This window comes from Acinetobacter haemolyticus (assembly GCF_003323815.1).
Classification (GTDB): Bacteria; Pseudomonadota; Gammaproteobacteria; order Pseudomonadales; family Moraxellaceae; genus Acinetobacter; species Acinetobacter haemolyticus.
In genome coordinates, this window is record NZ_CP030880.1 from 2,003,520 (window position 1) to 2,018,147 (window position 14,628).

At 37.9% G+C, this 14,628-nt stretch carries 17 protein-coding genes and 1 tRNA gene; 7 read left to right on the forward strand and 11 right to left on the reverse strand.

All coding sequences use genetic code 11. The annotated features are described in order from the left end of the window. The first annotated feature begins 39 nt into the window (after nucleotides 1-39). A complete protein-coding gene (locus DS737_RS09190; RefSeq protein ID WP_113997369.1) occupies nucleotides 40-450 on the forward strand; it encodes an OsmC family protein in 411 nt (136 codons plus the stop codon). A gap of 36 nt (nucleotides 451-486) precedes the next feature. Here DS737_RS09190 and DS737_RS09195 read toward each other — a convergent pair whose 3' ends face one another. Together DS737_RS09195 and tkt are read right to left on the reverse strand one after the other, a co-directional pair. Continuing rightward, nucleotides 487-1,119, reverse strand: a complete 633-nt coding sequence (locus DS737_RS09195) for a hypothetical protein (RefSeq protein WP_004638821.1) — start codon at nucleotides 1,117-1,119, stop codon at nucleotides 487-489. Between the two features lie 140 nt (nucleotides 1,120-1,259). Next, nucleotides 1,260-3,248, reverse strand: a complete 1,989-nt coding sequence (gene tkt, locus DS737_RS09200) for a transketolase (RefSeq protein WP_075315500.1) — start codon at nucleotides 3,246-3,248, stop codon at nucleotides 1,260-1,262. Between the two features lie 381 nt (nucleotides 3,249-3,629). Here tkt and metK point away from each other — a divergent pair, with 381 nt between their 5' ends. Continuing rightward, nucleotides 3,630-4,796 carry a methionine adenosyltransferase gene (metK, locus tag DS737_RS09205; protein ID WP_004638816.1) on the forward strand — a complete coding sequence of 389 codons (1,167 nt, stop codon included), beginning with the start codon at nucleotides 3,630-3,632 and terminating at the stop codon, nucleotides 4,794-4,796. A 71-nt stretch (nucleotides 4,797-4,867) separates the two neighbouring features. Here metK and DS737_RS09210 read toward each other — a convergent pair whose 3' ends face one another. Then, nucleotides 4,868-5,125, reverse strand: a complete 258-nt coding sequence (locus tag DS737_RS09210; protein ID WP_171055746.1) for a hypothetical protein — start codon at nucleotides 5,123-5,125, stop codon at nucleotides 4,868-4,870. 240 nt (nucleotides 5,126-5,365) lie between these two features. On the opposite strand from DS737_RS09210, the gene DS737_RS16175 reads away from it, so the two are divergent. Beyond that, on the forward strand, nucleotides 5,366-5,539 hold the full coding sequence (locus DS737_RS16175; protein WP_004638813.1) for a hypothetical protein: 174 nt from the start codon (nucleotides 5,366-5,368) through the stop codon (nucleotides 5,537-5,539). 45 nt (nucleotides 5,540-5,584) lie between these two features. Here DS737_RS16175 and DS737_RS09215 read toward each other — a convergent pair whose 3' ends face one another. The 3 genes from DS737_RS09215 to DS737_RS16180 form a co-directional block, all read right to left on the reverse strand. Further along, nucleotides 5,585-6,145: an FxsA family protein gene (locus DS737_RS09215; protein ID WP_075315694.1), complete on the reverse strand. Its 561-nt coding sequence runs from the start codon at nucleotides 6,143-6,145 to the stop codon at nucleotides 5,585-5,587. A gap of 200 nt (nucleotides 6,146-6,345) precedes the next feature. Next, nucleotides 6,346-6,780, reverse strand: coding sequence for an I78 family peptidase inhibitor (locus DS737_RS09220; RefSeq protein WP_005081013.1), 435 nt, complete (start codon nucleotides 6,778-6,780; stop codon nucleotides 6,346-6,348). A gap of 113 nt (nucleotides 6,781-6,893) precedes the next feature. Beyond that, entirely contained in the window at nucleotides 6,894-7,055 is a 162-nt protein-coding gene (locus DS737_RS16180) for a hypothetical protein (protein ID WP_171287583.1), read from the reverse strand. Between the two features lie 507 nt (nucleotides 7,056-7,562). On the opposite strand from DS737_RS16180, the gene DS737_RS09225 reads away from it, so the two are divergent. Beyond that, nucleotides 7,563-8,609, forward strand: a complete 1,047-nt coding sequence (locus DS737_RS09225; RefSeq protein ID WP_113997370.1) for a hypothetical protein — start codon at nucleotides 7,563-7,565, stop codon at nucleotides 8,607-8,609. Between the two features lie 101 nt (nucleotides 8,610-8,710). Here DS737_RS09225 and DS737_RS09230 read toward each other — a convergent pair whose 3' ends face one another. The 4 genes from DS737_RS09230 to DS737_RS09245 all read right to left on the reverse strand — a co-directional run bounded on the left by DS737_RS09230 (nucleotide 8,711) and on the right by DS737_RS09245 (nucleotide 10,033). Further along, on the reverse strand, nucleotides 8,711-8,923 hold the full coding sequence (locus tag DS737_RS09230; protein ID WP_004638805.1) for a cold-shock protein: 213 nt from the start codon (nucleotides 8,921-8,923) through the stop codon (nucleotides 8,711-8,713). Nucleotides 8,924-9,226: 303 nt separating this feature from the next. Continuing rightward, complete coding sequence (locus tag DS737_RS09235) at nucleotides 9,227-9,436, reverse strand: cold-shock protein (protein WP_004638802.1); 210 nt, start codon at nucleotides 9,434-9,436, stop codon at nucleotides 9,227-9,229. A gap of 110 nt (nucleotides 9,437-9,546) precedes the next feature. Beyond that, entirely contained in the window at nucleotides 9,547-9,765 is a 219-nt protein-coding gene (locus DS737_RS09240; protein ID WP_004638801.1) for a hypothetical protein, read from the reverse strand. Between the two features lie 191 nt (nucleotides 9,766-9,956). Continuing rightward, a tRNA-Met gene (locus DS737_RS09245) sits at nucleotides 9,957-10,033 on the reverse strand. A 299-nt stretch (nucleotides 10,034-10,332) separates the two neighbouring features. Here DS737_RS09245 and ruvC point away from each other — a divergent pair. Next, nucleotides 10,333-10,878, forward strand: a complete 546-nt coding sequence (gene ruvC, locus DS737_RS09250) for a crossover junction endodeoxyribonuclease RuvC (RefSeq protein ID WP_004638800.1) — start codon at nucleotides 10,333-10,335, stop codon at nucleotides 10,876-10,878. A gap of 6 nt (nucleotides 10,879-10,884) precedes the next feature. Here the strand turns inward: ruvC and DS737_RS09255 are convergent, their stop codons facing one another. After that, on the reverse strand, nucleotides 10,885-12,393 hold the full coding sequence (locus DS737_RS09255; protein ID WP_113997371.1) for an NAD(P)H-hydrate dehydratase: 1,509 nt from the start codon (nucleotides 12,391-12,393) through the stop codon (nucleotides 10,885-10,887). A gap of 23 nt (nucleotides 12,394-12,416) precedes the next feature. On the opposite strand from DS737_RS09255, the gene queG reads away from it, so the two are divergent. Together queG and bioB are read left to right on the forward strand one after the other, a co-directional pair. Continuing rightward, nucleotides 12,417-13,541 (forward strand): tRNA epoxyqueuosine(34) reductase QueG, encoded by a 1,125-nt coding sequence (gene queG, locus DS737_RS09260; RefSeq protein WP_005090755.1) that lies wholly within the window; start codon nucleotides 12,417-12,419, stop codon nucleotides 13,539-13,541. Between the two features lie 79 nt (nucleotides 13,542-13,620). Beyond that, complete coding sequence (gene bioB, locus DS737_RS09265) at nucleotides 13,621-14,610, forward strand: biotin synthase BioB (protein ID WP_113997372.1); 990 nt, start codon at nucleotides 13,621-13,623, stop codon at nucleotides 14,608-14,610. Nucleotides 14,611-14,628: the final 18 nt, after the last annotated feature.

Below are 14,628 nucleotides of genomic sequence, written 5' to 3' on the forward strand. Positions count from 1 at the left end.
AGATATGCTCAATCATTTATACCAACAACAAGGTAAATCATGACTTATTCTGTACAAGCTGAAAGCACTTTGACCCCTTATCGCGTAACACTGACTGATGCATCTGGCCATACATGGCATGCGGATGAGCCTGCTGATAAAGGTGGTCAAGATACAGCACCCAACCCTGTTCAGCTTTTACTTTCTGCTTTAGGTGCTTGCACTACCATTACCTTGGAAATGTACGCTAAACATAAAGGAATTAAACTTGACCACGTTCAAGTTGATTTGAGTTTAAACCCAAATGGTCAACCTGAATCAGGTCATAACAATATCGAGCGTAAAATTGTGCTTAAAGGTGAATTTACTGACGATCAGCACAAACGTTTATTAAAAGTCGCGGAAAGCTGCCCGATTCATAAGTTATTAACGTCAAATATTTCGATTCAGAGTGAATTAAGCATCGGGTAAGCAATATAAATATGGTTTTTATTTTAAAAACCATATTTATAAAAAACTAATATTAAACTGATAATTCAGTTCCTGACATTTGAATTCATCCAATATATTTATAGGAATAACTTGTTTTGCTTCTAAACTTATAACCATATACGTTAAGTCATACCAATTCACTTCACTCTCGTCATCTGGACAGTAGAATACTCCCTGCTTCTCGTCCAATTTAATATATTTTTCATCAACGCTTCTTAACTCATAACCATACTTATGTATTAGAAGCATGTTAATCATTTCTATAATTTTAGACCTATGTAGTGGAAAAATTTCTGTTTTTTCAAAAGACTGAACAAGCTCTAAGCTTGCCAACTTTAAAGATCGTGTTTCATATTCATCAATACACTCTATCCCAAAGAATCGCCAAGCAGATAAATCTTCTATATCTTTCAAACTCTGAATTAAATTGTCTGTATATTTAAGTAGTTGATACTTACATAAATTTTGTTTTGGATCTTCTGTAAAAAGTATTTCTGTATCAAAACCTATACCGAGATCAGCCATGGTACTTTGTTCAAATAAAGCTTCTCTAAGTTTTAAACGCCAATCATCACACTCAAAATAATAAGTACGGTTGGCAGCGATTCTACAAATTATTGAAAATAAATGTGGGTATATGTAACTCATAATAATTATAATTCACCTATAGAACAAAAGAATATTTAATAATTTCTTTAACTTTCTATCACTATTGTTTTTAAGAAACTCAATTCAATATGTAAAAAAAAGCGTCCTTAATCAGGACGCTTTTTTATACCACTTAATCATTAAGCAGTCAGTTCTTTAACCGCAGCAACAACAGCTTCAGTCGTAATACCGAAGAACTGGAACAAGTCTTTTGCTGGTGCAGATTCGCCGTAAGTGGTCATACCGATCACTTTGCCATCTAAACCAACAAATTTCCACCAGTAATCCACATGAGCAGCTTCAACCGCTACACGTGCACGAATATGTGCAGGTAATACAGCTTCACGGTATGCAGCATCTTGCTTCATGAATTCTTCAGCACATGGCATAGACACTACACGCACACCTTCAAGTTGTGCATATGCTTCCATTGCCAATGAAACTTCAGAACCAGTCGCAATGATGATTGCTTTCAACTCACCTTTTTCTTCAGCAAGCACATAACCACCTTTTGCAACGTTTTGAATTTGAGCTTCATTACGTGCTTGGAATGGTAAGTTTTGACGAGAGAAAATGAGTGCTGTCGGACCATCTTTACGCTCAAGCGCAGATTTCCAAGAAACAGCAGCTTCAACTGTGTCACATGGACGCCAAGTATTTAAGTTTGGTGTACCGCGCAATGATGCAATTTGTTCGATTGGTTGATGCGTAGGACCATCTTCACCTAAACCAATTGAGTCATGCGTATAAACATGAATCACACGTTGCTTCATTAATGCTGACATACGCACTGCATTACGTGCATATTCCATAAACATCAAGAATGTAGCAACGTAAGGAACAAAACCACCGTGTAAAGCTACACCGTTTGCAATTGCCGTCATACCGAATTCACGAACACCATAGTAAACATAGTTGCCCGCTGGATTTTCTTGTACGCCTTGGCAACCTTTCCAAAGCGTTAAGTTAGAACCAGCTAAATCAGCAGAACCACCCAATAATTCAGGAAGTAATGGACCAAATGCTTGCAATGTATTTTGGCTTGCTTTACGTGTCGCAATGGTTTCAGCTTTAGCATTAGTTTCAGCAATGAAAGCATCTGCTTTTTCAGCAAAATCAGCAGGTAAATCACCATTGATGCGACGCAATAATTCAGCCGCTTCAGTTGGATATTTTGCTTGGTATTGAGCAAACAATTCATTCCAAGCGGCTTCAGAAGTTTGACCTTTTGCTTTTGCATCCCAAGCTGCATAAACATCTTCAGGAATTACGAATGCATCTTCTTTCCAGCCCAATGCTTCACGAGTTAAAGCAATCTCATCTTTACCAAGTGGTGCACCGTGGCAATCTTCTTTACCTTGTTTATTCGGTGAACCTAAACCAATAATCGTTTTACAGATAATGATCGTTGGTTTATTGCTTTCTGCTTTCGCTTCAACAGTTGCTTGGCGAATTGCATCAGCATCATGCCCGTCTACACGAAGTACTTGCCAGCCATAAGCATTAAAGCGCTGTTCAGTATCGTCACTAAACCAACCTTCAACTTCACCGTCAATCGAAATACCATTGTCATCATAGTAAACAACAAGCTTACCAAGACCTAAAGTCCCTGCAAGTGAACATGCTTCATGTGAAATACCTTCCATCAAGCAGCCATCACCTAAGAAACAGTAAGTGAAGTGATCAACAACGTTTAAACCATCTTTGTTAAATTGTGCAGCTAAAGTTTTTTCAGCTAAAGCAAAACCAACTGCATTGGCAATACCCTGACCTAACGGACCAGTTGTCGTTTCAATACCCGGTGCATAGCCTAATTCTGGATGACCAGGAGTTTTAGAGTGTAATTGACGGAATTGTTTTAAATCTTCAATAGACAAATCATATCCCGTCAAATGTAACAACGCATATTGCAACATTGAGCCATGACCATTTGACAATACGAAACGGTCACGGTTTGCCCATTGTGGATTTGTCGGGTTGTGATTTAAAAATTCACGCCAAACTACGTCAGCGATATCTGCCATCCCCATTGGAGCACCAGGATGCCCTGAGTTTGCTTGTTGCACAGCATCCATAGCCAAGACACGAATTGCATTTGCAATACGACGTTCATTTAAAGGGGTTGTCATAAGTCAGAATCCGATTAAATCAATAAGAAAAGAAGATGAGAAAACATCTTTCAAAAACTGCGACTATTGTCTTAAAAAAACAAGATGGGGTAAAGTGCAATACACGATATTTCTTATATTTTGATCGTTCAAATACAATTCTTTATGTAAATGCTCACAGGATAAACATTTGTTCAAAGGTATTTTTTCAAAAAGTACATCAGCAATTCAGAAAAACTTTATCAATTAAAGCTTTAATATTAGTTTTTCTGATACACATATCAATAAAAACACAATGAAAATGAAATAAATTCATGCTTTTTGGTCAGCTTATGCTAGTCCTATCCGCCAAGTCGATGTAACATACTCTGTCTTTTTGAAAATACCAATGATAGGACGTTCATGCGCGAGTATGCTGTTTTTACTTCAGAATCTGTAAGCGAAGGTCATCCAGATAAAATGGCTGACCAGATTAGTGATGCGATTTTAGATGCAATCCTAAAAGAAGACCCGTATGCGCGTGTCGCTTGTGAAACATTAGTAAAAACAGGTGCTGTTGTTCTTGCTGGTGAAATCACAACAACTGCAAATGTGGACTTTGAAGCGATTGTACGTCAAACCGTAAATGGTATTGGTTATCACCACTCAGATTTGGGTTTTGATGGTTCAACCTGTGCTGTAATCAACATGATCGGTAAACAATCTCCTGAGATCGCCCAAGGTGTTGATCGTCAAAAGCCAGAAGATCAAGGTGCTGGTGACCAAGGTCTTATGTTTGGTTATGCAAGCCGTGAGACAGATGTACTCATGCCTGCTCCAATCTCTTATGCACACCGTTTAATGGAACGCCAAGCTGAATTACGCCGTTCAGGTGCTCTACCTTGGTTACGTCCAGATGCGAAAAGCCAAGTAACATTTGCTTATGAAAATGGCAGACCTGTGCGCTTAGATGCAGTTGTACTATCAACTCAACATGATCCCGAAATTTCACAAATTCAACTCAAAGAAGCAGTGATTGAAGAAATTGTTAAACCAATCATTCCTGCTGAGATGTTTCATGCTGGAACTAAATTCCACATCAACCCAACGGGTATGTTTGTGATTGGCGGTCCTGTTGGTGACTGTGGTTTAACTGGTCGTAAAATTATTGTAGATACCTACGGCGGTATGGCACGTCATGGCGGCGGTGCTTTCTCTGGTAAAGATCCATCGAAAGTGGACCGTTCAGCTGCTTATGCTGGTCGTTATGTTGCAAAAAACATTGTTGCCGCTGGTTTAGCTGACAAATGTGAAATCCAAGTAAGTTATGCAATTGGTGTTGCAGAACCGACATCTATCTCGATCAATACTTTTAATACAGGCAAAGTATCAGACGAGTTAATCGTGCAATTGGTTCGTGAACATTTTGACTTACGTCCTTATGGCATTACACGTATGCTAAATCTGATTCAACCGATGTACAAACAAACAGCAGCTTATGGTCATTTCGGTCGTGAAGGCTCTGACACTGCATTTACATGGGAAAAAACAGATAAAGTTGACATCCTAAAAGATGCCGCAGGATTGTAATCCTCAAATCTTAGAGTAGCTCAAAGCTCACAGTACAAGCTGTGAGCTTTTTTTATTCCTAGTGAAAATATCTAGTTTTTGGGATGTGTATTTTCATGTTTAAAAATTTCAAATAGTGAATTTTTTTGCATGACTTGATCTTCATGGTTCTGCTGAACATAAACATGTACAACTTTGGCAATCACCACCACAACTAAACAAGCAGCAATACAAAACATCCATAAGCCATATGGACTACGAATATGTTGTGAACCGCAATATGGACACTCTTTGTCTGTCGATGCAACAACCTTGTCACAACACGCACAATGATATTGAGATAACATCATTTATCCTCCCACTTCTTATTTTTTATTTTCATTTGGTAGCAGTTTTACGACCATAACTTCATCCTATGAGAAAAAAAATAAGAATTCAATCAAGATTACTCAGATGTAAAATCAAAGTAACAAAATTTTATGACAATTTTATGTGATATTTGACTTGCATACAGAACTGTACTCAATGTGATTACAAAGCAATTGTTTGCTAAAATACTTTTTTAAAACTTGATTACAGGATCAAATCTGATGACCCAACTGATTAACAAAGGCGGATTTCGAGAGCGCGCCAATCGTAGTCGCAGTTACAAACAATCGGAAAATAAAGTTACTACGCTCACAACCAGCCAATACCAACCTCAAATCCCCAAAACCACCTCAGAAGCAGAAGAAAAGCCACTTAAATCAAAAGATGAGCAATAAAAAAGCACACTATTTTGAAGTGTGCTTTTGTCATTTGTTTATATTTTAATTTACATCTTTAAATTCAATTTTCTTTTGCTCTGGTTTTACTTCTCTTGCTTCACCATCAATGATGGTTGAATCTTGATACTGACCGCCACCTTGCTGTCTTTGCATCTCTTGCATTTGGCGCATCATATCAGCAAAAGGATTTTGTCCTGCAGCACCGCCACCCATTCCATTCATCATTTGATCCATCATCGCTTGCTGACGTTTTGCCATGGTTTTCATTAATGCATTACGAAGACCTGTTTGAACAGCAGGAATAAGCACAAGTACAGCTAACACATCTGAAATCAATCCTGGAATCATTAATAAGAAACCAGACATGGCCAGTGCTATCTTTTTCGTTACTGCTGGATCACTACCAAGCTGCCCTGTCATTTGCATTTGTTGTAATTGCGGCATAATACTTGACGTGCTTGAACGCATAATATTTAGACCGATAAAGAAGGCGATAATAAACCAGAAGAATACGTACCACATACTCCCCACAAGGTCGCCCACGCCGATCCATACTAAAACTTCAGCAATTGTGCCAAATACCACGATAAGAAGTAGATTCATGTCAAAGCTTCGTCTATCTCAGAAGGTTGAAAAAATGTGCAGCACAGAGTTTATAAAAGTAAAGCCAGTACAGCAAATAAAAAAATAACTAATTAAAGAGATGGGTACTTTTTTGGATTTATCAAGTCTTCGATGTTTCACAGATATAAAAAAGCTCCCAATCAAATATTTTTAATTGAGAGCCATACATGATTTACGTTTTAACCACAACTTGCATGGGTAATCTTTTTAGATTTTGGATCTACGGTAACCGTAACACGATTTTCACGATAGTCCATCGTTACAGGTTGATTTGGTCCGATACTACGTACAATTTCAGATTTGGTTTTTTCTTTAATTTGTGCTTCCGTTAAACCTGTTTGACCAACTAATTTTTGTGCTTCATCAGCTAAACATTTAGGTTGACTCGCACGGAAAAGTTCCCACTCTTCAACCACTTGACCATTTGGTAATTTACAGTAACCAACTTGTCCATTTGCTTCGTTGCGAATTTCTAGTTGACCACCCTGTTCAACACAATATTTACTTGCAGGATTCGCCATTCCAATTTTTGGTGGTGTCATTTCACTGCTTGGTGTAGATGTACATGCGGCAAGTGAAGTCATCATTAAACCTAAAAATAAGATCTTTTTCATAAGTTTGAATTCTTAAATTTGAAAAAAATAAGATATCAAAAATGATAAATTATTATGTCTATGATTTGAAACAGAAAGTATTATTTCTGATCTAAACTCATAGTTTTGCTTAATTACTGAATAATCATATACTCTAGCCGAATAGCCTCATCAACTAAATAGTGATCCTTAATCATATAAAAATAGGGTGCTGCGCTTATCCACTCATCCATTGCAATAATCGCTTTCGTATATCCCTTTTCAGCAGAAAAATCTTTTATTTGTATAATGTCCATTGGCTTATTCCTTTTGCTATAAGCCTTACATATTAAATAAAAAGCACGATTATTAAAAATAAATATAGGTGATCATTCATTCAACGAATAGAAATACTGCATAAATAAAAAGCACCATGAAGGTGCTTTATCTCTCAGAGACTCGTTGCAATCAAAATCACTAGACTAAACAACAACGTTCCCATAGATCGCTTACAACAATGTACATGTATCTCTTGCTCAAACCCATGAGCATACGATTCTAAGTTTTCCATCACTTTAGCACTCTTTAAATGTACTACACTTATTAATTTGCCTAAAAAAATAATGAAATGAAATTAGCAAAAGGTCGTATACCCGTTTAATGTATTTTTTTAAAAATTTAATTCATTTGTGACAATATTTGTCACAAACATCCACTACAACCCAAATCTACTCGTCCGAAAAATAAATTATGTCACTTGAAAAAAGCTTAACATTCAGTGCACTATAAATACATAGCAAAGGCCAGATAAAGAAGTTAAGTGTATGAATAAAACTATTATTATTTTACCTTTAATGCTGGCTGTGTCTAGCTGCACACTTTTGCCGAAAATAGAAAACAATGCGAGCAACTTCGAAAAATTTAAGGGATTTAAAATTATGGATATCCCTAGAGAAGATGTAAACGTTGGAGCACAGTGGCAACAAGGTTTTGGTCCAACAGGTGAAGCAGCCAGTCCAGAAAACCTGATATCCACCAAGTCGTACACAACAATTGATTCCAAGACTCAATTCGGTGTAGAAATAATAAGTAATTTTTATAAGATCTTAAATTTATCACCTATAGCTCAAAACCATACAAGCGTTTTATTAGAAGATATTAAAATCGTTACAGTCAAAAACTTAACTGAGCTAGATCTTTCCGCGAACACTCAGGTACTCTATGAAGCAATCAGTGTCGGCAATATATCAATAAAAACAGATAGCAGCTACGCCGCAGAAGTAGAATCTGCGCTCCTAAAAAAATTTGGTAATAGCAATATCTCCCTCAATAGTCACAAACTAAGCTCTAAAAAAATTAACGCTAATGATCTCTTCGTAGCTTATCGTGTTGTCGCAATGGGAAAACCCACTATCACTGAAAAAACAAAACGTTTTACTGAAGGATCTATTCAAATTGATGATTTTATTATCAACTTAAATCCTAATGCGGCTATTAATTGTATGTGTGGAAAGTATGCCATCGGTAATGGCCCAACTTTTCAAGAAAAAAGACAATGTGAAATACAACACCCTTTGAAAGTCTCAGTTGAAAATCACTTGTTAGGAAAAACCGCCAGTGGTGGTATGAAGAAACTTTTTGACATCCCATGGAATAGAACAACTCAAGATTATCAAAACATTCATACTTCTCAACACAATGCCTCATATAAAGTTGAGAAGATTCAAATAAATGCCGCCTTAAACTCCAAAGCAGTAAATAGTTGCTTATTTATACAAGGGAGTACTTTTTATGACCGTAGTAATATTACATTAGTCACAATTACCTATCCAATCCACCCTGTCCAAAAACCTGTTGCCAGTGGCTGGTAATCAAACTAAATACAACCAGCTCATCACTTGCGATCATTTTTCGCATAATCAACACAAAGAAGCCCACAAATCGCGGGCTTCTTTAAAGCTATTGCTGTGTTTTAAGGCACAACAGTAATACCTGTTGCTTGTGGTCCTTTCTTACCATCAGTGATCGTAAAAGTAACTCTTTGACCTTCATGTAAAACTTTAAAGCCAGTACTTTGAATTTCACTGAAATGTGCAAAAACATCTTGTCCAGAGTCTGCATGAATAAAGCCAAAACCTTTAGTTTCGTTGAACCACTTCACTGTACCAGTAACAGTATTAGACATATCTTTAACCTATTTTTAAAAATGGAGGGTGCTTAGCAGCAAGCAACTTGGAATCATAAACTCTGAGAAGAAATCTGATAAAACGAAAGGTTTGACTAAACTACGAAATGAAAAGATTTTTTGAATCAGCAGTCTTATTCTTCTAGTTAATATTTACTATACACGACTTTACTTTTTTTGCGCAATATCTATCTAGTCTAAGATGACGGTCTATTCTGAGGTTTATTATCGAAAAATCGTAAGAAAATAAAACAAAAAAGCCTACATCGAAATGCAGGCTTTTTTCGCTAAAAGTATTTTCTATTAGATAACAGAGATACTAGTCGCTTGTGGTCCTTTCTTACCTTGGCCAAGAACGAACGAAACACGTTGTCCTTCATGTAAAACTTTAAAACCATTGCTTTGGATTTCGCTGAAGTGAGCAAAAACGTCTTGCCCTGAATCAGCTTGAATAAAACCAAAACCTTTAGTTTCGTTGAACCACTTCACAGTGCCAGTAACTGTATCAGACATACTTTTTAAACCTTTTAAACTTTGTTCATTTATGAGTTAAATCTAGATTTGATATTTAGATTTAACTCAATCTATCTTTATTAAATAGATACTTCAAGTACAAAAACCATCTAAGTCAATCGATATAACTGATTAACCGAAGCATAAAAGCTTTTACCATCCAAGTTAAAGTCAACTTCTTGACCAGACTGCAACAGTACTTTCTTACCTACTTCTACCCATTTTGAACCATTCAACGTATTTTGCTGACGCTTCAAAGGGATGATTTTCACACAAATTTCATTGCCATTACTGGCTTTGGCTATACGCCACTCATTAATAATTTTCAATTCACTATACTCATTACTGAGCTCAGGTGATCGATTTAATTTACTACAATGCTAGACAGATGAGAGAGGAATACTACATTTCTAGAATCTAATAATTTTAGCTATATTTAGGTTTATTTAAGCTAAGGTAGCATGTGTTTGACGTATGGTTCAAACAACTACTTTCAATACATCACAGAGCAAAATTAATTTGGATGCGGGGGTTGGATTTGAACCAACGACCTTCGGGTTATGAGCCCGACGAGCTACCAGACTGCTCCACCCCGCATCAGCGAGTTAGCTTTATACGCCCATATCAAATTTAATGCAAACATTTTCTATAAAATTCGTAAAATATTAAAAATATTGTTTAAAAATAATACGAATCTGGAATTTTTTTACATTGTCTAGCATTTTTTGAAGAATATTTTTATTAGTGCTTTAATCGAGATATCAGCAAAAATAAAACTATTGCATTGAATCTTTGATCAATTATTCTCTTTTCGATTCTAAACTCTACAAAAAAAGAGTGCCGTCCTAGAATGGCTATGTAACAATAGCATCACACTTATACTTTAATAGCGCTTCATGTCACTGATTATAGGTATCGATCCTGGTTCCCGCTTAACAGGTTATGGCATTATCGAAAAAGACGGTAATAAACTCCGCTTTGTAGATGCAGGAACTATTCGAACAGAAACTCAAGAAATGCCTGAGCGTTTAAAACGTATTTTTGCAGGTGTGGAGCGAATTGTTAAATTTCATGGCCCTACAGAGGCTGCTGTAGAACAAGTCTTTATGGCGCAAAATCCAGATTCTGCGTTAAAGCTTGGTCAAGCACGTGGCGCAGCGATTGCAGCTTTAGTAAATTTAGATCTACAAGTGGCTGAGTATACTGCACGCCAGATTAAACAGTCTGTTGTAGGTTATGGGGCTGCTGATAAAGAACAAGTACAAATGATGGTGATGCGCTTATTGAACTTAACCATTAAGCCACAAGCCGATGCTGCGGATGCACTGGCTGCAGCCATTTGTCATGCTCACGCCTCAGGAAGTATGACTAAACTGGCCGTTTTAAATGCACTAGGTGGTATGGCACGTGGTCGGAGTCGCTCAAGTACTAGACGGCGTTAGGCTAAATTAAAAGGTTTGATTCACCACTTGATAAATCATTTTGCCCATTTCATGCGCTTGTAAGCCTCTAATCCCTTGTTCAGCAAGTAAATCCCCTGCCTGTGCATGTAAACTGACAATCTCATGTAGTGCAACCTGTTGATGAAATTGAGCCTTTAAACTAGCAATTATGCCTGCCAATACATCCCCCATGCCTCCTGTACCCATACCTGCATTACCCTGCGTACAGATAAATAACTCATTCTCTAAAATTAGACTCCCTGCGCCCTTCAGCACCCATTGCCCTGCAAAATTTTGCTGTAACTGTTTAATTGCAGCTATACGATCTTGCTCAATATCTGTAGCAGTACAGCCTAATAGTGTTGCAGCCTCGCCTGAATGTGGAGTTGCATAAACATGAGCATTTAATTGTTGTGGATGTTTAGCCAAAAACCAAAGTCCATCAGCATCAAGTACGACTTGTAAATGCGAATGCCGATTTAGGCATTCAAACCATTTTAAATATATTGATTCAGCCCATTCATCACGTCCTAAACCCATACCAAAACAGACTGCATCGATTTGCTTTAGTAATTGCTCAATCTCTTTTTGTTCTAAGGCATTTATATCTCGAACCATGATGTTTGGAGAGCGCGCCAAAATCGCTTGATGGTGTTTAGCATGACAAATAACGCTTACCTTTCCAGCCCCCGCATGAAAAGCAGCTTCAGCAGACATGATCACCGCTCCCCCCATATCAGCATGACCACCGATGACGAGAACATGTCCATAGCTGCCTTTGTGTCCAAAGGCTTGACGTTTCGGCAGCATGACTTTTTTAGGTGACAAATAGGCAATCGGCTGTAATTCACTATCAACGGGAATCAAGCTGACTAAATGTAATTGCCCAACATACTCTTTGCCTTGCCCTGTAAACAAGCCAGCTTTGTATCCCAATAGCGTAAAAGTCTGATCTGCTCGAATAGCACACGGCAAAGCTTGTCCTGTATTGGCATGTAATCCACTTGGGATATCAATCGATATTTTTAAGCCTATTTGCAGATTGTAGAGTTGAATGATGTTTTGCCATTTTTGATCAAGCATTCGGTTTAACCCGATCCCAAATAATGCATCTATATGACAGTCAAATATTGGCAATTCTTGCCCTATTTCATGTTCAGATAGCAAATAGTCAATGGTTTGAATATCAACTTGCTGGCTTTGTGCATAATTAAATGCCTGTTGTAAATCAATAGAATGTCCTAGCTCTGTTGCAAACACAGTCACTTTAAAACCCTGCTGCTTTAAAAAAGCAGCAATATAATAACCATCACCAGCGTTATTACCTTGTCCACACCAAATTGCGATATGTTTAATTTTTTGAACTAGAAATTGTTTATTTAATTCTTGTGCTATTGACCAAGCCGCTTGTTGCATCAACCCCAGTGAAGCGTTTTTTTGAGCAAACCAGCGTTGCTCCCATGCTTGTATACTTTGACTATCATAAACTGGGCTATGGTAAACTAAACGTTGCATGGTTTTCCTCTTATTATCGGTTTATGGCCTCTACTCACTCTTCCAAAAACGCTTCTCAAAAGATTGAGATTCAACAGCTTGATCCCCACGCGCTTAAAAGCTGGATAAAGGCACAAGCTTTGGACTTAGGCTTTTCTGATTGTGTCATTGCCAAACCAGATGCTCAAGATCAAATACCACGTTTTAAAGAATATTTGGAGCGTGGCTATCATGCAGATATGCACTATTTGGAAGAGAACTTAGAAAAGCGCGCAGATCCAACATTGCTTGTTCCAGGTACAAAAAGCATTATCTGTGTGCGAATGAACTATCTTGTAGCATCCCCTAAGCCCCGTTATGTACCATTTGAACCAAATTCAGCCATTATCGCACGCTATGCACGAGGTCGTGATTATCACAAAGTGATGCGTGGACGACTCAAAACCTTAGCCAATCGAATTAAAGAAAAAGTGGGCGATTTTGAGTCACGCCCCTTTGCAGATTCAGCTCCAATTTTCGAAAAATCACTGGCAGAAAGTGCAGGTATGGGGTGGACTGGAAAACATACTTTACTCATCCATAAAAAATCAGGCTCATTTTTCGTTTTAGGCGAGCTATTCACATCGTTAGATCTTCCCTTTGATCAGCCCGCAACGGCACATTGTGGCTCTTGTACGGCTTGTATTGATATATGTCCAACTCAAGCGATTGTTGAACCCTACATGTTAGATGCCAGAAAATGTATCGCATATTTAACCATTGAATATAAAGGTATTATTCCAGAAGAATATCGTGCTGGTATTGGAAACCGAATTTTCGGTTGCGATGATTGTCAGTTGATATGTCCATGGAATGGCTTTGCGAAGACGGCAACAATTCCAGATTTTGACCCTAGACACAGCTTAGATAATATCAGCTTACTCGATATTTGGCGGTGGGATGAGGCAACTTTCCTAGCAAATACAGAAGGTAGTCCAATCAGGCGTACAGGCTATCAATCCTTTAAACGCAATATTGCAATCGGACTCGGAAATGCGCCATACTCAGATGAAATCATAGCCAAATTGCAAGAAGCAAAATCTTGGCACGATGAGATTGTAAATGTACATATTGATTGGGCAATTCAACAACAATTGCAGCAATCTACTGTTCATCAAATAGAAAAATGATGTTTTTTGCCCTATGGCTTTGGCACGATTTCTGTATGATTAATCTCAATCTTTGTAATCAATCATCATGGATATAACAATGACCCTACGTAATGACTGGACTCGTGATGAAATCCAAGCTTTATATGATCAACCTTTTTTAGACTTAGTTTTTGAAGCACAACGCGTTCATCGCCAACATTTTCAAGCAAACACGATTCAAGTCAGCACACTTCTTTCAATCAAAACGGGTAAATGTCCTGAAGACTGCAAGTATTGCTCCCAGTCAGCACGCTATGACTCAAAACTAGAAGCAGAAAAGCGTATTGCAGTTGACAAGGTAATTCGTGAAGCACAGGCAGCCAAAGACTCTGGGTCATCTCGTTTCTGTATGGGTGCAGCTTGGCGTAACCCTCACGAGCGTGATATGCCATACGTCCTAGAAATGGTACGTGAAGTAAAAGCCTTAGGTCTAGAAACCTGTATGACTCTCGGCATGTTAAATCAATCTCAAGCTGAACGTTTAAAAGATGCGGGCTTGGATTATTACAATCATAATCTTGATACATCACGTGAATACTACTCACATATTATCAGTACGCGCACTTTTGATGACCGTTTAAATACATTAGACCATGTCCGTCAAGCTGGCATGAAAGTGTGTAGTGGCGGTATTGTTGGCTTAGGTGAAAGTCGTAATGACCGTATCGGTTTATTGCATGAACTCGCTACCATGCCTGTTCATCCTGAGTCTGTACCGATTAATATGCTTGTGCCAATCGAAGGAACACCACTAGCTGATGTCGAAAAACTAGATGTAACGGAATGGATCCGTACTATCGCAGTTGCTCGTATCATTATGCCACACAGCTATATTCGCCTATCAGCAGGACGTGAATCACTTAGTGATTCGGATCAAGCATTGGCATTTATGGCTGGCGCTAACTCGTTGTTCTCTGGTGAGAAACTTCTTACAACGCCAAATGCTGGCGAAGGTAAAGATCAAGTGTTATTTGCCAAATTAGGTTTGACTGCTGAAAAGCCAAAACCAAGTGTTGCAGAGCTCTCAATAGATGCGATGAGCGCATAAACGCAAAAGCCTTGTCAA